The following is a 20,034-nucleotide window of genomic DNA, read 5'->3' on the forward strand; positions in this document are numbered from 1 at the left end:
CTCAGCGGGCCGGACCGAAGCGGGCCGGGTCGATACCGGCGGCGCTCAGCTCGTTCGTGGTGAACCGCAGCGGCTCCTTGTCGGGCCGCTTGCTGTCACCGAGCGCCCAGGCGTCCGCGCCGATACGGGCGAGGATCACGCAGGACTCGCCGTCCGGATGGGTGTTCCCGCCGCACGCCTTCAGGAACGAGGCGCCGCCGAGGTCGAGCGCGTACAGGTCACTTCCGTTCACCATCGCTGTACCTTCCTGCTCCGCTGTCGCGGCCGTGTCCGGCCGCCGCCGCCCTGCGTGGGCGGGGGTTCGTGGGGGATGAGGGGCGGATGTGCACGCCCGAGGGGTGGTCCCGGATCTCGGTGGCGTGGCGCATGGCCTGGGTGATGTTCCCGTCCCGCTTGCAGGCGAGCAGCTGTCGCCAGTTCGCTCCGCAGACGTCGCAGCCGGCGGCGGGGGCGCAGTCGAGCAGCCAGGCGTCGAAGCCGGGGGGAAGCCGGTCCGGGGAGCGGGGCTGGGCGTCGGCCATGGGGGTCACCGGGTCTCCCGAGGTGGGGGTGGGTGGCTTCGGGGACGACCGTAGGGGGCGGGCGGGGAGCAAGGGGGCGAATATTCTTCGTTATTCTCAGACTGTCACTCTGGATGCATGGACATTCGCTGTGAGTCACCGAGATGCTAGGCCTACGAGCTTCGTCGACACCCAGGGGGTGGTTGCGCATGGCGCGCAGGTTGCGGTTCAACGGGACGGGGAGTGGTGAGGACGGATGTCCAGCTGTGCACGAGGACTTGGACAGCGGGGAGGTGATCGTGCACGGTCCCCCACTGACCGACCGGGAGGACGTGGCACAACTTCAGCACCTCTCGGAAGGTGAGGTGGCGGTGGTGGTCCCGCGTGAGCTGCTTGTCGACTGGACGCCGAAGGAGAGGACGCGGCAGGTGAAGTCCATCGATCTGAACGAGTTCAGCGCTCTGTTCAGTAAGTTCGACCACACCGCATGGCGTTTGGAGACCAGGCGTCGCTACGCGAGTGATGAAGCGGCCGACACATACCGGCAGTTCGTGGCGACCGGCGCGGCCAACTGGACGTTCGACCATCCGTACTGCAAGACGATCCGTGAGCAGACCTCTCAGGGCAAGCGTGTCGAACGTGTGCGCATTGTGGATGAGCCGCCGACCACGGGGCAGCTCTACCTCCTCGACAACGCCAAACGGAACAGCGCCATGGGCGAGGACATCCGCAATCTGTGGCGTGCCGACGCGGACCGGCTCCGGCTCCCCGCCGAGGACTTCTGGCTGTTCGACAGCCGCCTCATCGCTCTCCTGCGGTTTGATGACGACGACCAGCTCACGCACGTGGACCTGATCACCGAGCCGGCGGAGGTGGTGCGCTGCTGCATGGTGCGGGATGCTGCTTGGCACCACGCCGTACCGTGGAAGCAGTTCACGGAGAAGATGAACGACGACACATAGGGCAAGAGCGGATACCGGTGAGCACGGACTATCAGAGGGCGCGGGCGGAACTGGGTCGCAGGCTCAGAGAACTGCGCATCGAAAACCCTGATGGCCGGCTCACCGGTTCGGCACTGGCCGAGCGACTGGGATGGTCCCAGTCGAAGATCAGCAAACTGGAGAACGGCAGACAGACTCCCACGGACGAGGACCTGCGGGCGTGGGCCGAGGCGGTGGGACAGCCTGCCATGTTCCCGGAACTACGCGCACGTCTGAAGGGCTTCGAGAGTCACATCCGGTCTTGGCGGCGTCAACTCGCGGCAGGGCACGCCCCAGTCCAAGCAACATGGAACACGCTCGTCTTCAACAGTACGACTCTGTATGCGCTGAGCAGCGCTGCCATCAACGGCATGCTCCAGACAGCCGACTATGCCCGGTACATCTTCGAGCGACACGCCAAACTCCAGAAGTCCCCGAGGGACACGGAGGACGCGGTGCGGGCCCGCATGAAACGGCAGGAATGGCTGTACCAACCTGGTAAGCGGTTCAACCTGCTTATGCCCGAAAGCGTGCTGTGGGGTCGCATCTGTCCACCGGAAATACTGGCACCCCAACTGGACCGGCTGCTGGGCGTGGTCGGCATGGACACCCTGAACCTGGGAATCCTGCCGCTGGACGGAACGCTGCCACTGGTGATGGGCAACTCGTTCAATGTGCTGGACGAGCGTCTGGTCGTAGTCGAGAACTGGCACGCCGAACTATGGCTGGACGATGCCGAAACGATCACTCTCTATCGCCGCGTGTGGGACACCTTCGCGGAATCGGCGGTGTTCGGGGCGGAGGCGCAGCAGGTGATCGCCCGGGTACGGCGGAGTATCAAGGTCTGAGGACGTACGGCCGCACGACGTCATCCGCGGTCTTCCCTAGGCGCGTTCGTGCGGGAGCCGGTGGCCGGCGGCGGGGTAGCGTTCGGCTCAACCCTTGTTGTGTACGCGTGGTCCAAAACATGGGCGGTCCCGTGTAGGTCATCGCATCGGACACACGAAGGGCGCCCGGCGAGTGCCGGGCGCCCTTCGTGGCGTACTCGGAAGGTCAGAGCTTCTCGATCACGTAGTCGACGCACTTCGTCAGGGCCTCGACGTCCGCCGGGTCGATCGCCGGGAACATCGCGATGCGCAGCTGGTTGCGGCCGAGCTTGCGGTACGGCTCGGTGTCCACGATGCCGTTCGCGCGCAGCACCTTGGCGACGGCGGCGGCGTCGATCTCGTCGGCGAAGTCGATCGTGCCGATGACCTGGGAGCGCTTGGCCGGGTCGGCGACGAACGGGGTGGCGTACTTGGACTCTTCGGCCCAGGTGTACAGGCGGGTCGAGGAGTCCTTCGTGCGGGCCGTGGACCAGGCGAGGCCGCCCTGGCCGTTGAGCCACTCCAGCTGCTCGTTCAGCAGGAAGAGGGTGGCGAGGGCCGGGGTGTTGTACGTCTGGTTCTTGCGGGAGTTGTCGATCGCCGTGGGGAGCGAGAAGAACTCCGGGATGTGGCGGCCGGACGCGTGGACGCGCTCGGCGCGCTCGACGGCGGCGGGGGAGAAGACGCCGATCCACAGGCCGCCGTCGGAGGCGAAGGACTTCTGCGGGGCGAAGTAGTAGACGTCGGTCTCGGCGACGTCGACCGGCAGGCCGCCCGCGCCCGAGGTGGCGTCCACGAGGACGAGCGCGCCCTCGTCGGCGCCGGCCACGCGCTTGATCGGCATGGCGACACCGGTGGAGGTCTCGTTGTGGGTGAGGGCGTAGACGTCGACGCCCGCCTCGGCCCGGGGGTCGGGGTGGGTGCCGGGGTCGGCGGCGACGACGGTCGGCTCGGCCAGCCAGGGCGCGAGCTTCGCGGCCTTGGCGAACTTGGAGGAGAACTCGCCGAAGGTCAGGTGCTGCGACTTGTTCTCGATCAGGCCGTGCGTGGCGATGTCCCAGAAGGCGGTGGAGCCGCCGTTGCCGAGGACGACCTCGTAGCCCTCGGGCAGGGAGAACAGCTCGGAGATGCCCTCGCGGACCTTGCCGACCAGGTTCTTGACCGGCGCCTGACGGTGGGAGGTGCCCAGCAGGGACGTGCCGGTGGCGGCGAGGGCGTCCAGCGCCTCGGTCCGCACCTTGGAGGGGCCAGCGCCGAAACGTCCGTCGGCGGGCTTGATGTCAGCGGGAATCTGGATGTCGGCCACAAAAGGAGGTTAGCCGCTGAGGGAAGCCCGGGTGCAGTCCTGTCCGTTCGATGAGACAAGAATGCCAGGTCGTGGGCTTGTGAGGTTGTACGACGATCCGCGCGGGGCTGTGGATAACTTTCGGTGACGGTCCGTGGTCGGATGCATCCTGGACGCATGACGGATCGTGCGGATGTTGCTGCGGACGCCGGAGTCACGGACACCGGGGTCACGGAGGTAGCCGCGCTCGCGGAGGCGCTGCGCAAGGCCGTCCGGGGCGAGGTCGGGTTCGATGTGACCGCCCGGGCGCTGGTCACCATGGACGCGTCCAATTACCGGCGGGTCCCGCTGGGCGTCGTCGCCCCGAGAGACGCCGACGACGTGGCGGCCGTGCTGGAGGTGGGCCGGGAGCGCGGGGTGCCGGTGGTGGCGCGCGGCGGGGGCACGTCCATCGCGGGGCAGGCGACGGGCACCGGCGTGGTGCTGGACTTCACCCGGCACATGACCGCTCTGGTGGAGCTGGACCCGGGCAGTCGTACGGCCGTGGTGCAGCCGGGGCTCGTCCTCGACCGGCTCCAGGAGGCCGCCGCCCCGCACGGACTGCGGTTCGGCCCCGATCCCTCCACGCACAGCAGGTGCACGCTCGGCGGGATGATCGGCAACAACTCGTGCGGCTCCCATTCGGTCGCCTGGGGCACGACCGCGGACAGTGTGCGGCAGCTGTCCGTGGTCACCGCGCGCGGACGGCGGCTCCGGCTCGGGCAGGGATGGGCCGGCGCCCCGGACGGACTGCGCGAGCTGGCCGAGGGCGAACTGGCCCGGCTGCGGACCGGATTCCCGCACCTGCCCCGCCGGATCTCCGGGTACGCGCTGGACGCGCTGCTGCCCGAGAAGGGCGCGGACGTCGCCCGCTCCTTCTGCGGCTCCGAGGGCACCCTCGGCATCCTCACCGAGGCCGTGGTCCGCCTGGTGGAGAACCCCCGCGCGCGAGCGCTGGCCGTGCTGGCGTACGCCGACGAGAGCGCCGCCGCCGAGGCCGCCGCGGGCCTGCTGCCGCTCGGGCCGCTCACGGTGGAGGGCATGGCCGCCGACCTCGTCCCGGCCGGGGCGGGGCTGCCCCGGGGCGGCGCCTGGCTGTTCGTGGAGACCGGCGGGGAGACGGCGGGCCAGGCACGCGCGCGTGCGGAGGAGATCGTGCGCGCCGCCGATGTCGTGGACTCCCTGGTGGTCACCGACCCGGCCGCCCAGCGGACCCTGTGGCGCATCCGGGAGGACGCGGCCGGCACCGCCACCCGGATGCCCGACGGCTCCGAGGCCTGGCCCGGCTGGGAGGACTGCGCGGTCCCGCCCGCCCGCCTCGGCGGCTACCTGCGCGACTTCCGCGCGCTGCTGGCCGCGCACGGACTGCGCGGCACGCCGTACGGCCACTTCGGCGACGGCTGTATCCACGTCCGTATCGACTTCGACCTGCTCACCGAGGCGGGCGTCGGCCGCTTCCGCCGCTTCTCCGAGGAACTGGCCGACCTGGTCGTGGCCCACGGCGGCTCCCTGTCCGGGGAGCACGGCGACGGCCAGGCCCGCGCGGAACTGCTGCCGCGGATGTACGGCGCCGACATGGTTCGGCTGTTCGAGCGGACCAAGGCGGTGTGGGACCCGGACGACCTCCTCAACCCCGGCATGCTGGTCCGCCCGGCCCGGCTGGACGAGAACCTGCGCTTCTCGGTGCTGCCCCGCCGCCCGGTCGACGTGGCCTTCGCCTACCCGGCCGACGGAGGCGACTTCCGCGCGGCCGTCCGCCGCTGCGTCGGCGTGGCCAAGTGCCGTACGGCGACCGCGACCGGCCCGGCCGTGATGTGCCCCTCCTTCCGGGCGACCGGCGAGGAGGAGCACTCCACCCGGGGCCGGGCCCGGCTGCTGCACGAGATGCTGGCGGGCGACCTGGTCACCGACGGCTGGCAGTCCACGGAGGTCCTGGGCGCCCTCGACCTCTGCCTGTCCTGCAAGGGCTGCCGCTCGGACTGCCCGGCCGGCGTGGACATGGCCACCTACAAGGCCGAGTTCCTCCACCACCACTACGCCCACCGCCGCCGCCCCGCCGCCCACCACAGCATGGGCCGCCTCCCGGAATGGCTCCACTGGACGTCCCGCACCCGCCTGGCCCCGCTGCTCAACGCCCTGGCGGCCATCCGCCCCCTCGCCGGCCTCGGCAAACACCTGGCCGGAATAGCACCGGAACGGAACATCCCGCTCCTGGCGCCCCAGACGTTCACCGCCTGGTGGCGCGGGCGGAAGCCGACACCGGGCGCGGCCGTCCCGCACTCCGGCGACCGGCCGGCACCGGGCACCGGCGACCGGCCCGCTCCGCGCGCGACGGGCGGAGCTGTGCCGCACGCCGACGACCGGCCCGCGGCGAACGGCCACGTCCCGCACGCCGGCGACCGGTCCTCTTCCGCTCCCGGCGACCATTCCGCGTCCGCGCCCGGCGACCGGTCCTCTTCCGCTCCCGGCGACCACTCCGCACCCGCTCCCGGCGACCACTCCGCCTCCACCCCCGGCGACCTCGTAGTGCTCTGGCCCGACACCTTCACCGAACACCTCTCGCCGTCCGTCGGGCAGGCCGCCGTCCGCGTGCTGGAGGCCGCCGGACTGCGGGTGGCCCTCCCGCCGACGCTGCTGCCCCGCAAGGGAGCGATCGCCGACGGCCGGACCCGGTCGGCGGCCGCGCTGCTCACCGCCCGCCGGGCCAGGGTCTGCTGCGGCCTGACCTACGTCTCCACCGGTCAGCTCGACCGCGCCCGCGCGGTGCTGCGCCGCACCCTGGACCTGATGGAACCGGTGCTGCGGGCCGGGGTCCCGGTCGTCGTCCTGGAACCGAGCTGCGCCGCCGCCCTCCGCACCGACCTGCCGGAACTCCTGCCCGACGACCCGCGCGCGGCCCGGCTGTCCGCCGCGGTCCGCACCTTCGCCGAGACCCTGGAGCGGCACGCCCCGCACTGGACCCCGCCCGCCGTCGACCGTCCGGTGGCCGGCCAGACCCACTGCCACCAGCACGCGGTGCTCGGTGACACCGCCGACCGCCGGTTGCGCGCCGCCGCCGGTCTCACCGGCGAACTGAGCGGAGGCTGCTGCGGCCTGGCGGGCAACTTCGGCTTCGAGAAGGGTCACTTCGAGGTGTCCCGGGCCTGCGCGGAGGAGCGGCTCCTGCCCTCGGTACGGCAGGCCCCCGCGGACACGGTGATCCTCGCCGACGGCTTCTCCTGCCGCACCCAGCTGGACCAGCTCGCCGGCGTCCGGGGCCGCCACCTGGCGGAGGTGCTGGCGCAGGCGCTGGAGGCAGGGGGCCCGCCCGATGCATGAGGCCACACTCGACTTCACAAAGCCCGGCCCGACATCCGAGAAGCCCGTATCTCACCATCCAGGACAGCTCCATAAGGGGTTCACACTCCTGACGGAGTCCATTACCCTGGACTAGGTAGTACATGGAGTTGTACATGATCTGATCCGAGCCACCGGGACCGCCGTGAGCACCGTCAACACCCCCAGCACCGCGAACTCGACGTCACAGACGTCACCGGCATCCCCGTCACCGTCGCCGGACGCCCCCGGCCGCCTCACCTCCCTCGGGCCCGTCGGGCTGGTGCTGGCCGGCGGCATCTCGGTGCAGTTCGGCGGCGCGCTGGCGGTCACCCTGATGCCCCGGGCGGGCGCGCTGGGCGTGGTGGCCCTGCGCCTCCTCGCGGCGGCGATCGTCCTCCTCCTGGTCTGCCGGCCCCGGCTGCGCGGCCACTCGCGCGCCGACTGGGGCACGGTGGTGGTCTTCGGCATCGCGATGGGGGCGATGAACGGCCTGTTCTACGAGGCGGTCGACCGTATCCCGCTGGGCCCGGCCGTGACCCTCGAAGTCCTCGGCCCGCTGGCTCTGTCCGTCCTGGCCTCCCGCCGTGCGATCAACGCCCTCTGGGCCGGCCTCGCCCTCGCGGGCGTGTTCCTGCTCGGCGGAGGAGGCTTCGGCGAACTGGACCCCATAGGTGTCGCTTTCGCCCTGGGCGCCGGCGCCATGTGGGCGGCCTACATAATCTTCAGCGCCCGCACGGGCCGCCGCTTCCCCCAGGCCGACGGCCTGGCTCTGGCCATGGCGGTGGCGGCGCTGCTCTTCCTCCCGCTCGGCATCGCCGAGGCCGGCACCCGTCTGCTGGACCCCACCACCATCGCCCTCGGCTCCGCCGTGGCCGTGCTCTCCTCGGTGCTGCCCTACACCCTGGAACTCCTGGCCCTGCGCCGCCTGCCGGCCTCCACCTTCGCCATCCTCATGAGCCTGGAACCCGCCATCGCCGCCACGGCCGGCTTCCTCGTCCTGGGCCAGTCCCTCGCGCCCGCCCAGGCGGCCGCCATCGCGCTGGTCATCGCGGCGAGCATCGGCGCGGTCCGCACCCAGATCGGCCGGGGCAAGGCCACCCTGCCGAACGGTGACCGCTAAAGTTCGCGGCGCCACCCAGCCGTCACGCCAGGTAACCGTCCGCTCGCGCACAGGTGCCCGCTTTGTGAAAAAGTGGGGCATATGAAGGTCACTGCCCGTGGACGTGCCGTGCTCGGCGACCCCCGGATCAACCGCGGCACGGCGTTCACGGAGGCGGAGCGCCGGGCCCTGGACCTCGTCGGGCTCGTCCCGCCGCGCGTGCTCACCCAGGACCAGCAGGCCGAACGCGCCTACGGCCAGTTCCGGGAGCAGCCGGACGACCTGGCCAAGAGCGTCAACCTGACCGCGCTGCACGACCGCAACGAGGTGCTGTTCTACCGGCTCGTCGGCGACCACCTCGAAGAGATGCTGCCCATCGTCTACACCCCCACCGTCGGCACGGCGATCCGCCGCTACAGCACCGAGTACCGCCGCCCGCGCGGCGTCTACCTCTCCGTGGACGCCCCCGGCGACATCGAACGCTCCCTGCGCGCGAGCGGCCTGGGCGCCGGCGATGTCGACCTGATCGTGGCCACCGACGGCGAGGGCATCCTCGGCATCGGGGACTGGGGCGTCGGCGGCATCGACATCGCGGTCGGCAAGCTCGCCGTCTACACCGCCGCCGCCGGCATCGACCCGCGCCGCACCCTGCCGGTCATGCTCGACGTCGGCACCAACCGCCGCGAACTCCTCGACAACCCCCTCTACCTCGGCAACCGCCACTCCCGCGTCGGCCGCGCCGCCTACGACGCCTTCATCGACGCCTACGTCACCACCGCCACCCGGCTCTTCCCCGGCGCCCTGCTGCACTGGGAGGACTTCGGCACGGCGAACGCCCACCGCGTCCTCGACCACTACCGCGACCGGGTCTGCACCTTCAACGACGACATCCAGGGCACCGGAGCCGTCAACCTCGCCGCCGTCCTGTCCGGCGTCCGCGCCGCCGAAGTGCCGCTGCCGGAGCACCGGATCGTCGTCTTCGGCGCGGGCACCGCCGGCATCGGAGTCGCCGACCAGCTGCGCGACGCCCTGATCGCCGAGGGCCTGTCCGAGGAGCAGGCCCTCGCCCGTTTCTGGTGCGTCGACCGGTACGGCCTGCTCACCGACGACCAGGGCGACAAGCTCCGTGACGTCCAGCGGCCGTACGCCCGTCCCGCCGGCGAGACCGACGGCTGGCGCCGGGGCGGGAGCCTGCCCGGCATCCCGCTGGCGGAGGTGGTCCGCCGGGTCCGCCCGACCGTCCTCATCGGGACCTCCGGCCAGGGCGGCGCGTTCTCGCGGGACATCGTCCGCGAGATGGCCCGGCACACCGCGCGCCCGATCATCCTGCCCCTGTCCAACCCGACCGACCTGGCCGAGGCCACCCCCGCCGACCTGCTCGCATGGACCGACGGCAAGGCGCTGGTGGCCACCGGCAGCCCGTTCGCCCCGGTGGAGCGGAACGGCACGACGTACGAGATCGGCCAGGCCAACAACGCGCTGGTCTTCCCGGGCCTCGGGCTCGGCACGATCGTCGCCCGCGCCGTGCGGGTCACCGACCGGATGCTGCGCGCGGCGGCCGACGCGGTGGCCCGCCGGACCGCGGACGCGCGGGTCGCCCGGCTGGACGCGCCGGTCCTTCCGCCGATCCGCGAGCTGCGCGCCACCTCCGAGGCGGTCGCGGTGGCCGTGGTCCGGGCCGCGGTGGACGAGGGCGTGGCCCGAGTCGCCCCGCACGACGTCGAGGCCGCGGTGCGGGCGGCCCGCTGGGAGCCGGTCTATCCGCCCCTGGAAGCGGTATGACGGCCTAATTAATGCAAGCACGCTTGATTGTTTCTAACGCCGCTGCCATGCTCCCCCCATGGCCGACCCGACGCCCGTCATCGACGACCTGCGTGCCGAAAGCCGTGAACTCGACCATCTGGTAGCCGAGTTGAGCCCGGAGCGGTGGCGGCTGCCGACCCCCGCGGCCGGCTGGACCATCGCCCACCAGATCGCGCACCTCGCCTGGACCGACCGCTCGGCCCTGCTCGCCGTCACCGACCCCGACGCCTTCCAGCCGCTGGTGGAGAAGGCGCTCGCCGCTCCCGGCTCGTTCGTGGACGAGGGAGCCGAGGAGGGCGCCGCGCTCCCGCCGGCCGGACTGCTGGCCACCTGGCGGGCCGGGCGCACCGCTCTCGGCGAGGCCCTGCTCCAGGCCCCGCCCGGCGCCCGCTTCCCCTGGTACGGCCCGCCCATGTCCGCCGCCTCCATGGCCACGGCCCGGCTCATGGAGACCTGGGCCCACGGACAGGACGTCGCCGACGCCCTGAGTGTGGTGCGCCCACCCACCGACCGGCTCCGGCATGTGGTCCGACTCGGGGTGCGCACCCGCGACTTCGCCTACGGGGTGCGCGGACTGGCGCCGCCGCACAAGGAGTTCCGGGTCGAACTGCGCGCGCCCTCGGGCGAGGTGTGGGCGTACGGCCCCGAGGACGCGGAGCAGCGCGTCACCGGACCCGCCCTGGACTTCTGCCTCCTGGTCACCCGGCGCGCCCACCGCGCCGATCTCGCCCTGACGGCCGAAGGCCCGGACGCCGACCGCTGGCTCGGCATCGCCCAGGCCTTCGCGGGCCCACCCGGCACCGACCGCCCGCGCGAGCGGACCGAACGTCCGGCGCCGGAGGCCGGCGGCCCGGGGGAGGAGGACGGCCGGTGAGACCGCTGCGCATCGGGAACTTCTCCGGCTTCTACGGCGACCGCTTCGACGCCCTGCGCGAGATGCTCACCGGCGGCGAGGTCGACGTCCTCACCGGTGACTACCTCGCCGAACTCACCATGCTCATCCTCGGCCGCGACCGGCTGAAGGACCCGTCAGCCGGATACGCCCGCACCTTCCCGCGCCAGCTGGAGGACTGCCTCGGCCTCGCCCGTGAACGCGGCGTGCGCATCGTCACCAACGCGGGCGGCCTCGACCCGGCCCGACTCGCCGAGGAGATACGGCGGCTGGCGGACCGGCTCGGCATCCCGGCGCGGGTCGCGCACGTCGAGGGAGACGACCTGACCGCCGCCCACCCCGGCACCCTCGCCGCCCACGCCTACCTCGGAGGCTTCGGCATCGCCGAGTGCCTGCGGGCCGGCGCCGACGTGGTGGTCACCGGCCGGGTGACCGACGCGGCCCTGGTCACCGGGCCCGCCGCCGCCCACTTCGGCTGGCGGCCGGCCGACTTCGACCGGCTCGCCGGTGCCGTCGTCGCCGGCCACGTACTGGAGTGCGGCACCCAGGCGACCGGCGGGAACTACGCCTTCTTCGGCGAAGGAGACGTACGCCGGCCCGGCTTCCCGCTCGCCGAGATCCACGCCGACGGCAGCAGCGTGATCACCAAGCACCCCGGCACGGGCGGCTTCGTGGACGTGGGCACGGTCACCGCCCAGCTGCTGTACGAGACCGGCGGCGCCCGGTACGCGGGTCCGGACGTCACCGCCCGGCTGGACACCGTACGGCTCGGCCCGGAGGGTCCGGACCGGGTGCGGATCGAAGGGGTGCGCGGAGAGGCGCCGCCGCCCACGCTCAAGGTGGGGCTCAACCGGCTCGGCGGCTTCCGCAACGAGGTCGTCTTCGTCCTCACCGGGCTCGACATCGAGGCCAAGGCGGCCCTGGTGCGGGAGCAGCTGGCCGGCGCGCTCGCCAAGGCGCCGCCCCGCCACGTGCGGTGGGACCTGGTGCGCACCGACCGGGCCGACGCGGACACCGAGGAGACGGCCAGCGCACTGCTGCGGCTCGTCGTACGCGATCCGGACCAGCAGGTCGTGGGCCGGGCGCTGAGCGGAGCCGCGGTGGAACTCGCCCTGGCCAGCTATCCCGGCTTCCATGTGCTGGCCCCACCCGGAAAGGGCGCTCCCTATGGGGTCTTCGAGGATGTGTACGTGCCCCATGGGGCCGCCGCACATATGGCCGTCCTCCACGACGGACGCCGAATCCCCGTCCCCCCGCCCCACGAGACGCGCCCCCTGGCCGCCGTACCGGAGCCGCCCCTCCCGGAACCCCTCCCGCCCGGGCCGGCCCGGCGGGCGCCTCTCGGACTGGTCGTCGGGGCGCGCAGCGGGGACAAGGGCGGGAACGCCAACGTCGGGGTGTGGGCCCGGTCCGAGGACGCCTGGCGGTGGCTCGCCCACACGCTGACGACCGACACCTTCCGGCGGCTGCTCCCCGAGAGCCGCGACCTGCCCGTCACCCGGCACCCGCTGCCGAACCTGCGCGCCCTCAACTTCGTCGTCGAGGGCATCCTCGGCGCCGGCGTCGCCGCGCAAGCTCGCTTCGACCCGCAGGCCAAGGCCCTCGGCGAATGGCTGCGCTCCCGCCACCTGGACATCCCGGAGGCCCTGCTTTGACGGTTCTGCAGACCGCTGTCGACCCCACCGCACCCGACCACCGGGCCCACCGCGAGGCGATGCTCGCCAAGCTCGCCGACCTGGCGGCCGAGCACGCCAAGGCGCTCGCGGGCGGCGGCGAGAAGTACGTCACCCGGCACCGGCGGCGCGGCAAGCTGCTCGCCCGGGAGCGGATCGAGCTGCTGCTCGACCCCGACACCCCGTTCCTGGAGCTGTCCCCGCTGGCCGCCTGGGGCAGCGAGTATCCCGTCGGCGCCTCCCTCGTCACCGGGATCGGCGTGGTCGAGGGCGTGGAGTGCCTGATCACCGCCAACGACCCGACCGTGCGCGGCGGCGCCAGCAACCCCTGGAGCCTGAAGAAGGCGCTGCGCGCGAACGACATCGCCCTCGCCAACCGGCTGCCCTGCATCAGCCTCGTGGAGTCCGGCGGCGCCGATCTGCCCTCCCAGAAGGAGATCTTCATCCCCGGCGGGGCGATCTTCCGCGACCTCACCCGGCTGTCCGCGGCCGGCATCCCGACCATCGCCGTCGTCTTCGGCAACTCCACCGCCGGCGGCGCCTACATCCCCGGCATGTCCGACCACGTGATCATGGTCAAGGAGCGGGCGAAGGTGTTCCTCGGCGGGCCGCCGCTGGTGAAGATGGCCACCGGAGAGGAGAGCGACGACGAATCGCTGGGCGGCGCCGAGATGCACGCCCGTGTGTCGGGCCTCGCCGACTACTTCGCGCTGGACGAGCCGGACGCGCTGCGCCGGGCGCGCCGCGTCGTGGCCCGCCTGAACCACCGCAAGGCCCACCCGGACCCCGGCCCGGCCGAGCCGCCCAGGTACGACCCCGAGGAACTGCTCGGCATCGTCCCGGACGACCTGAAGACCCCGTTCGACCCGCGCGAGGTGATCGCCAGGATCGTGGACGGCTCGGACTTCGACGAGTTCAAGCCGCTGTACGGCACGAGCCTGGTCACCGGCTGGGCCGCCCTGCACGGCTACCCCGTCGGCATCCTGGCCAACGCCCGGGGCGTGCTGTTCAGCGCCGAGTCGCAGAAGGCCGCCCAGTTCATCCAGCTCGCCAACCAGCGCGACATCCCGCTGCTGTTCCTGCACAACACCACCGGCTACATGGTCGGCAAGGAGTACGAGCAGGGCGGGATCATCAAGCACGGCTCGATGATGATCAACGCGGTCAGCAACAGCCGGGTGCCGCATCTGTCGGTGCTCATGGGCGCGTCGTACGGCGCCGGGCACTACGGCATGTGCGGCCGGGCCTACGACCCCCGGTTCCTGTTCGCCTGGCCCGGCGCGAAGTCCGCCGTCATGGGACCGCAGCAGCTCGCCGGCGTGCTGTCGATCGTCGCCCGGCAGTCGGCGGCGGCCAAGGGGCAGCCGTACGACGAGGACGCGGACGCGGCCCTGCGCGCCATGGTGGAACAGCAGATCGAGGCCGAGTCGCTGCCGATGTTCCTGTCCGGGCGGCTGTACGACGACGGCGTCATCGACCCGCGCGACACCCGTACCGTCCTCGGCCTGTGCCTCTCGGCCCTGCACACCGCGCCCTACGAGGGCGCGCGCGGCGGCTTCGGCGTCTTCCGGATGTGAGGGACCACATGATTTCCAGTGTGCTCGTCGCGAACCGGGGCGAGATCGCCTGCCGTGTCTTCCGTACCTGCCGTGAGCTGGGCATCAGGACGGTCGCGGTGCACTCCGACGCCGACGCGGAGGCGCTGCACGCGCGCGTGGCCGACACGGCGGTACGGCTGCCGGGCGCGGCGCCCGCCGACACCTACCTGCGCGGCGACCTGATCGTGCGGGCGGCCCTGGCCGCCGGCGCCGACGCCGTGCACCCGGGCTACGGCTTCCTCTCCGAGAACGCCGGCTTCGCCCGCGCCGTGCTGGACGCCGGCCTGGTCTGGATCGGCCCGCCGCCGGAGGCCATCGAGGCCATGGCGTCCAAGATCCGCGCCAAGCGGCTGATGGGCCTCGCCCCGCTGGACCCGGCGAAGGTGAGCGAGGCCGACCTGCCGGTCCTGGTGAAGGCGGCGGCGGGCGGCGGCGGGCGCGGGATGCGGATCGTGCGCCGCCTGGAGGAGCTGCGGGCCGCGCTGGAGGGCGCGCGCGCCGAGGCCGCGAGCGCCTTCGGCGACGGCGAGGTCTTCGTGGAGCCGTACCTGGAGCACGGCCGCCATGTGGAGGTGCAGATCCTCGCCGACACCCACGGCACCGTCTGGCCGCTCGGCACCCGGGACTGCTCCCTTCAGCGCCGCCACCAGAAGGTCATCGAGGAGGCCCCGGCGCCCGGGCTCACCAAGGGGCTCGCCGAGGAGCTGCGGGCGCTGGCCGTACGCGCCGCCCGCGCCGTGTCGTACACGGGCGCCGGCACGGTCGAGTTCCTGGTCGCCGACGGCCGCGCCCACTTCCTGGAGATGAACACCCGCCTCCAGGTCGAACACCCCGTCACGGAAGCCGTGTTCGGGCTCGACCTGGTCGCCGAGCAGATCCGTATCGCCGAGGGCCACGCTCTGGGCAACGAGCCTCCACGCGCGCGCGGGCACGCCGTCGAGGCCCGCCTCTACGCCGAGGACCCGGCCCGCGACTGGGCGCCCCAGACCGGCACCCTGCACCGGCTCGCCGTACCGGACGGCGTCCGCCTGGACACCGGCTGCGCCGACGGCGACACCATCGGCGTCCACTACGACGCCCTGCTCGCCAAGGTCGTCGCCCACGCCCCCACCCGGGCCGAGGCGATCCGCCGGCTCGCCGGCGCGCTGGAGTCCGCCGTGATCCACGGCCCGGTCACCAACCGGGACCTGCTGGTGCGCTCACTGCGGCACGAGGAGTTCACGGCGGCCCGCATGGACACCGGGTTCTACGACCGACACCTCGGCGCGCTGACCGAGGCCGCCCACGACCCGTACGCTCCTCTGGCCGCCGCCCTCGCCGACGCCCACGGCCGCTCCCGGTTCGGCGGCTGGCGCAACGTGCCCTCGCAGCCGCAGGTGAAGCGGTACGAGATGGGCGGCGAGGAGCACGAGGTCCGCTACCGGCACACGCGGGACGGCCTCGCCGCCGACGGGGTCCGGGTCGTCCACGCCGACGCGCGGCTCGTCGTCCTCGACGTCGACGGAGTCCGGCGGAAGTTCGCCGTCGCCCGCTACGGCGACCAGGTCCACGTCAACACGTCGCGTCTCACCGCCCTGCCCCGCTTCCCCGACCCCGCCGTCCGGCTCGCCCCCGGCTCCCTGGTCGCCCCGATGCCGGGCACGGTCGTCCGGGTCGCCGAGGGTCTGGCGGAAGGGGCAACGGTTCAGGCGGGCCAGGGACTCGTATGGGTGGAGGCGATGAAGATGCAGCACCTGATCTCGGCGCCGGCCGCCGGAACCCTCACCGCCCTGCACGCCAGGCCCGGACAGCAGGTCGAGCCGGGCACGGTCCTGGCAGTAGTGCAGGAAACCCCTTCCTAGGAGACCCATGACCGCCGTCATCGAGTCCGACGAACACAAGGCCCTGCGCGCCGCGGTGGCCGCCCTCGGCAAGCGCTACGGCCGCGACTACGTCATCCGCACGGTCGCCGAGGGCAGAGCCCCCGCCGAACTCTGGTCCGACGCGGGCAGGCTCGGCTATCTCGGCGTCAACCTCCCCGAGGAGTACGGCGGCGGAGGCGGCGGTATCGCCGAACTCTCCCTCGTCCTGGAGGAACTGGGCGCCGCCGGCTCGCCCCTGCTCATGCTCGTGGTGTCACCCGCCATCTGCGGCACGGTGATCTCCCGCTTCGGCACGGAGGAACAGAAGCGGCGGTGGCTGCCCGGGCTCGCCGACGGCACCCGCCTCATGGCCTTCGGCATCACCGAGCCCGACGCCGGCTCCAACAGCCACCGCATCACCACCACGGCCCGCCGCGACGGCACCGACTGGCTGCTCACCGGCCGCAAGGTGTTCGTCTCCGGTGTCGACACGGCCGACGCCGTCCTGATCGTCGGCCGCACCGAGGACGCCCGCACCGGCATCCTCAAGCCCTGCCTGTTCATCGTCCCGACGGACGCCGAGGGCTTCCGCAAACACCTCATCCCCATGGAACTCAACGCGGCCGAGAAGCAGTTCGAGCTGGTCCTGGACGACGTCCGGCTGCCCGCCGACGCGCTGGTCGGCGACGAGGACGCCGGGCTGCTGCAACTGTTCGCCGGGCTGAACCCGGAGCGGATCATGACGGCCGCGTTCGCGATCGGCATGGGCCGCTACGCCCTTTCCAGAGCCGTCGAGTACGCCCGGGAGCGCACGGTCTGGAAGGCACCCATCGGCGCCCACCAGGCCATCGCCCACCCTCTGGCGCAGGCCCACATCGACCTGGAGCTGGCCCGGCTGATGATGCAGAAAGCGGCCCATCTCTACGACGCCGGTGACGACATGGGCGCGGGCGAGGCCGCCAACATGGCCAAGTACGCGGCGGGCGAGGCGTGCGTGCGGGCCGTCGACCAGGCCGTGCACACCCTCGGCGGCAACGGCCTCACCCGCGAGTTCGGGCTCGCCTCGCTGATCACCGCCGCCCGCGTGGCCCGCATCGCCCCGGTGAGCCGCGAGATGATCCTCAACTACGTCTCCCACCAGAGCCTCGGACTGCCCAAGTCGTACTGAGCGGCCCCGCCTGAGGAGGAACCGTGTTCCGCAGCGAGTACGCAGACGTCCCGCCGGTAGAACTCCCCATCCACGACGCCGTCCTCGGCGGCGCCGCCGCCTTCGGCGACCGGCCCGCGCTGATCGACGGCACGGACGGCACCACCCTCACGTACGAGCAGGTGGACCGGTTCCACCGGCGCCTCGCCGCCGCCCTCGCCGACAGCGGCGTACGCAAGGGCGACGTCCTCGCCCTGCACAGCCCCAACACCGTCGCCTTCCCGACCGCGTTCTACGCCGCCACCCGCGCCGGCGCCACCGTCACCACCGCGCACCCGCTCGCCACCGCCGAGGAGTTCGCCCGGCAGCTGCGCGACAGCGCGGCCCGCTGGATCGTCACCGTCTCCCCGCTGCTCCACACCGCCCGCCGCGCCGCCGAACTGGCGGGCGGCGTACGGGAGATCCTGGTGTGCGACACCGCGCCCGGCCACCGCTCGCTGACCACCCTGCTCGCCACCACCGCTCCCGAACCACGGATCGCCATCGACCCGGCCGAGGACATCGCCGTGCTGCCGTACTCCTCCGGCACCACCGGCACTCCCAAAGGCGTGATGCTCACCCACCGGCAGATCGCCACCAACCTCGCCCAGCTGGAGTCCGCCGTCCCGGCCGGGCCCGGCGACCGCGTCCTCGCCGTCCTGCCGTTCTTCCACATCTACGGCCTCACCGCGCTGATGAACGCGCCCCTGCGCAAGGGCGCCACCGTCGTCGTCCTGCCCCGCTTCGAGCTGGAGGTGTTCCTCGCCGCCATCGAGGAACACCGCGTCACCGGCCTGTACGTGGCCCCGCCGATCGTCCTCGCCCTCGCCAAGCACCCCGCGGCCGGCCGCTACGACCTCTCCTCGCTGGAGTACGTCATCAGCGCCGCCGCCCCGCTGGACGCCCGGCTCGCCCGCGCCTGCTCCGAACGGCTCGGCCTGCCCCCGATCGGCCAGGCGTACGGCATGACGGAGCTGTCGCCCGGCACCCATGTCGTCCCCCTGGACCGGCTGCGCGAGGCCCCCGCCGGCACGGTCGGCCGGCTGGTGGCCGGCACCGAGATGCGGATCGTCTCCCTGGACGGCTCCGGCCGGGACCTCGGCCCCGGCGAGGAGGGCGAGATCCTGATCCGCGGCCCGCAGGTGATGAAGGGCTACCTCGGCCGCCCCGACGCCACCGCCGCCCTGATCGACCCCGACGGCTGGCTGCACACCGGGGACGTCGGACACACCGACGAGGACGGCTGGCTGTTCGTCGTGGACCGGGTGAAGGAACTCATCAAGTACAAGGGCTACCAAGTGGCGCCCGCCGAACTGGAGGCCCTGCTGCTCACCCACCCCGGCATCGCCGACGCCGCCGTGATCGGCGCCCGCGACGAGGACGGCAACGAGATCCCGCACGCCTTCGTCGTCCGCCGGCCCGGCGCCGCCGGCCCGACCGAGGACGAGATCCTCGGGTTCGTCGCCGCACGCGTCGCCCCGTACAAACGCGTCCGCCGGATCACCTTCACCGCCGGCGTGCCCCGCGCCGCCTCCGGAAAGATCCTGCGCCGCCGGCTCAGGGAACAGGCATGACCGGCCCGCCGACCAGGGAGCACCCATGACCGACCCCGCCGCGCCGATCGGCCGCAGCCGCACGCGAGCCGTGGAAACCCTCAGCCTCGACGCCACCGGGACCCGCAACGCGCTGTCCGCGGCCCTCGTCGCCCGGCTCGCCGACGCCCTGGCCGACTGCGGCGCGGACCCCGGGGTACGGGCCGTGGTCCTCACCCACACCGGTACGACGTTCTGCGCCGGCGCCGACCTGCGCGACCCGCCCGATCCGGACGCCCTGGTGGCCCTGCTGCGGCGGATCGTGGAGCTGCCCAAGCCGGTCGTCGCCCGGGTCGCCGGCCATGTCCGCGCCGGCGGCCTCGGCCTGCTCGCCGCCTGCGACATCGCCGCCGCCTCCACCGCGGCCACCTTCGCCTTCACCGAGGTGCGCATCGGCGTCGCCCCCGCCGTGATCTCCCTGCCGGTCCTCCCGCGCGCCGACCCCCGCGCCGTCGCCCGCTACTACCTCACCGGTGAACGCTTCGGCCCTGCCGAGGCCGTGCGCCTGGGCCTGCTGACGGCGACGGCGGACGACGTGGACGACGCCCTCGCGCCCGTCCTGGACGGCCTGCGCCGCGCCTCCCCCGAGGCCCTGGCCGAGACGAAACGGCTGCTCACGGCTAGGGTGCTGGAGACATTCGACCGGGACGCGGCCGGACTGACCGCGCTGACGGCCCGGTTGTTCTCCTCGGGCCAGGCCCGGGAGGGGATGACGGCCTTCCTGGAAAGACGTGAGGCGGCATGGGTGGTGTGAGGACGACCGAACGCGAGCGCGTGCCCAAGCAGGACCGCAGCCGGGCCACCCGGCAGCGGCTCCTGGAGGCCGCCGTGGCCTGCCTCGCCGAGCACGGCTGGGCGGGCTCCACGGTCGCCGTCGTCGCCGAACGCGCCGGCGTCTCCCGGGGCGCCGCCCAGCACCACTTCCCGACCCGGGAGGACCTCTTCACGGCGGCCGTCGAGTACGTCTCCGAGGAACGCTCGCTGGCGCTGCGGGCCCTGTTCCCGGACGGCCCCGCGGACCGCCGGGCCGTCGTCGCCGCCCTCGTCGACCTCTACACCGGCCCGCTCTTCCGCGCCGCGCTGCACCTGTGGGTCGCCGCCGGCGACGAGGAGCAGCTGCGTCCGCGCGTCACCGAACTGGAGGCCCGGGTGGGCCGGGAGACCCACCGCATAGCCGTCGACCTCCTCGGCGCCGACGAGTCCCGTCCCGGCGTCCGCGAGACCGTCCAGGGCCTGCTCGACATGGCCCGCGGCCTGGGCCTGGCCAACCTCCTCACCGACGACGCCGCCCGCCGCGAACGGGTCGTCGCCCAGTGGGCGGCGCTGCTGGCGGACGCGCTGGACTGAACGGGCCGTACGGCG

At 72.9% G+C, this 20,034-nt stretch carries 16 protein-coding genes; 13 read left to right on the top strand and 3 right to left on the bottom strand.

The genetic code is table 11. The features are described 5' to 3' along the window. Position 1 precedes the first annotated feature (1 nt). Both SCK26_RS20970 and SCK26_RS20975 read right to left on the bottom strand, forming a co-directional pair. Positions 2 to 235 carry a DUF397 domain-containing protein gene (locus tag SCK26_RS20970; protein WP_318202839.1) on the bottom strand — a complete coding sequence of 78 codons (234 nt, stop codon included), beginning with the start codon at positions 233 to 235 and terminating at the stop codon, positions 2 to 4. Next, positions 219 to 530 carry a hypothetical protein gene (locus SCK26_RS20975; protein WP_318202840.1) on the bottom strand — a complete coding sequence of 104 codons (312 nt, stop codon included), beginning with the start codon at positions 528 to 530 and terminating at the stop codon, positions 219 to 221. The genes SCK26_RS20970 and SCK26_RS20975 overlap by 17 nt, the downstream gene beginning before the upstream one ends. Before the next feature lie 179 nt (positions 531 to 709). Here SCK26_RS20975 and SCK26_RS20980 point away from each other — a divergent pair, with 179 nt between their 5' ends. Beyond that, entirely contained in the window at positions 710 to 1,462 is a 753-nt protein-coding gene (locus SCK26_RS20980) for a DUF6879 family protein (RefSeq protein WP_318202841.1), read from the top strand. Between the two features lie 17 nt (positions 1,463 to 1,479). Further along, on the top strand, positions 1,480 to 2,328 hold the full coding sequence (locus SCK26_RS20985; RefSeq protein WP_318202842.1) for a helix-turn-helix transcriptional regulator: 849 nt from the start codon (positions 1,480 to 1,482) through the stop codon (positions 2,326 to 2,328). A gap of 205 nt (positions 2,329 to 2,533) precedes the next feature. Here SCK26_RS20985 and serC read toward each other — a convergent pair whose 3' ends face one another. Continuing rightward, a complete protein-coding gene (gene serC / locus SCK26_RS20990; RefSeq protein WP_318202843.1) occupies positions 2,534 to 3,652 on the bottom strand; it encodes a phosphoserine transaminase in 1,119 nt (372 codons plus the stop codon). A 156-nt stretch (positions 3,653 to 3,808) separates the two neighbouring features. Here serC and SCK26_RS20995 point away from each other — a divergent pair, with 156 nt between their 5' ends. From SCK26_RS20995 to SCK26_RS21045, 11 genes are all read left to right on the top strand, one after another. Beyond that, positions 3,809 to 6,988 (top strand): FAD-linked oxidase C-terminal domain-containing protein, encoded by a 3,180-nt coding sequence (locus SCK26_RS20995; protein ID WP_412080767.1) that lies wholly within the window; start codon positions 3,809 to 3,811, stop codon positions 6,986 to 6,988. 163 nt (positions 6,989 to 7,151) lie between these two features. Beyond that, positions 7,152 to 8,108 (top strand): EamA family transporter, encoded by a 957-nt coding sequence (locus SCK26_RS21000; RefSeq protein ID WP_318202844.1) that lies wholly within the window; start codon positions 7,152 to 7,154, stop codon positions 8,106 to 8,108. An 81-nt stretch (positions 8,109 to 8,189) separates the two neighbouring features. After that, entirely contained in the window at positions 8,190 to 9,869 is a 1,680-nt protein-coding gene (locus SCK26_RS21005) for an NAD-dependent malic enzyme (protein WP_318202845.1), read from the top strand. Positions 9,870 to 9,927: 58 nt separating this feature from the next. Then, entirely contained in the window at positions 9,928 to 10,764 is an 837-nt protein-coding gene (locus SCK26_RS21010; RefSeq protein WP_318202846.1) for a TIGR03084 family metal-binding protein, read from the top strand. Beyond that, positions 10,761 to 12,437: an acyclic terpene utilization AtuA family protein gene (locus tag SCK26_RS21015; RefSeq protein WP_318202847.1), complete on the top strand. Its 1,677-nt coding sequence runs from the start codon at positions 10,761 to 10,763 to the stop codon at positions 12,435 to 12,437. The genes SCK26_RS21010 and SCK26_RS21015 overlap by 4 nt, the downstream gene beginning before the upstream one ends. Next, complete coding sequence (locus SCK26_RS21020) at positions 12,434 to 14,032, top strand: acyl-CoA carboxylase subunit beta (RefSeq protein ID WP_318202848.1); 1,599 nt, start codon at positions 12,434 to 12,436, stop codon at positions 14,030 to 14,032. Before SCK26_RS21015 ends, SCK26_RS21020 begins: the two co-directional genes overlap by 4 nt. Positions 14,033 to 14,040: 8 nt before the next feature. Continuing rightward, a complete protein-coding gene (locus SCK26_RS21025; protein ID WP_318202849.1) occupies positions 14,041 to 15,894 on the top strand; it encodes an acetyl/propionyl/methylcrotonyl-CoA carboxylase subunit alpha in 1,854 nt (617 codons plus the stop codon). 7 nt (positions 15,895 to 15,901) lie between these two features. After that, complete coding sequence (locus SCK26_RS21030) at positions 15,902 to 17,062, top strand: acyl-CoA dehydrogenase family protein (protein WP_318202850.1); 1,161 nt, start codon at positions 15,902 to 15,904, stop codon at positions 17,060 to 17,062. Positions 17,063 to 17,085: 23 nt separating this feature from the next. Further along, positions 17,086 to 18,654 carry a 4-coumarate--CoA ligase family protein gene (locus tag SCK26_RS21035; protein ID WP_318202851.1) on the top strand — a complete coding sequence of 523 codons (1,569 nt, stop codon included), beginning with the start codon at positions 17,086 to 17,088 and terminating at the stop codon, positions 18,652 to 18,654. A gap of 25 nt (positions 18,655 to 18,679) precedes the next feature. Then, positions 18,680 to 19,426: an enoyl-CoA hydratase family protein gene (locus SCK26_RS21040; protein ID WP_318202852.1), complete on the top strand. Its 747-nt coding sequence runs from the start codon at positions 18,680 to 18,682 to the stop codon at positions 19,424 to 19,426. Next, on the top strand, positions 19,414 to 20,019 hold the full coding sequence (locus SCK26_RS21045; protein ID WP_318202853.1) for a TetR/AcrR family transcriptional regulator: 606 nt from the start codon (positions 19,414 to 19,416) through the stop codon (positions 20,017 to 20,019). The genes SCK26_RS21040 and SCK26_RS21045 overlap by 13 nt, the downstream gene beginning before the upstream one ends. Positions 20,020 to 20,034: the final 15 nt, after the last annotated feature.

It is taken from the genome of Streptomyces sp. SCL15-4 (assembly GCF_033366695.1).
Taxonomy (GTDB): domain Bacteria; phylum Actinomycetota; class Actinomycetes; order Streptomycetales; family Streptomycetaceae; genus Streptomyces.

Coding starts and splice junctions, on each gene's coding strand:
- SCK26_RS20970 (WP_318202839.1), bottom strand. CDS start 235: ATGGTGAACGGAAGTGACCTGTACGCGCTCGACCTCGGCGGCGCCTCG.
- SCK26_RS20980 (WP_318202841.1), top strand. CDS start 710: ATGGCGCGCAGGTTGCGGTTCAACGGGACGGGGAGTGGTGAGGACGGA.
- SCK26_RS20995 (WP_412080767.1), top strand. CDS start 3,809: ATGACGGATCGTGCGGATGTTGCTGCGGACGCCGGAGTCACGGACACC.
- SCK26_RS21005 (WP_318202845.1), top strand. CDS start 8,190: ATGAAGGTCACTGCCCGTGGACGTGCCGTGCTCGGCGACCCCCGGATC.
- SCK26_RS21010 (WP_318202846.1), top strand. CDS start 9,928: ATGGCCGACCCGACGCCCGTCATCGACGACCTGCGTGCCGAAAGCCGT.
- SCK26_RS21025 (WP_318202849.1), top strand. CDS start 14,041: ATGATTTCCAGTGTGCTCGTCGCGAACCGGGGCGAGATCGCCTGCCGT.
- SCK26_RS21030 (WP_318202850.1), top strand. CDS start 15,902: ATGACCGCCGTCATCGAGTCCGACGAACACAAGGCCCTGCGCGCCGCG.
- SCK26_RS21040 (WP_318202852.1), top strand. CDS start 18,680: ATGACCGACCCCGCCGCGCCGATCGGCCGCAGCCGCACGCGAGCCGTG.
- SCK26_RS21045 (WP_318202853.1), top strand. CDS start 19,414: ATGGGTGGTGTGAGGACGACCGAACGCGAGCGCGTGCCCAAGCAGGAC.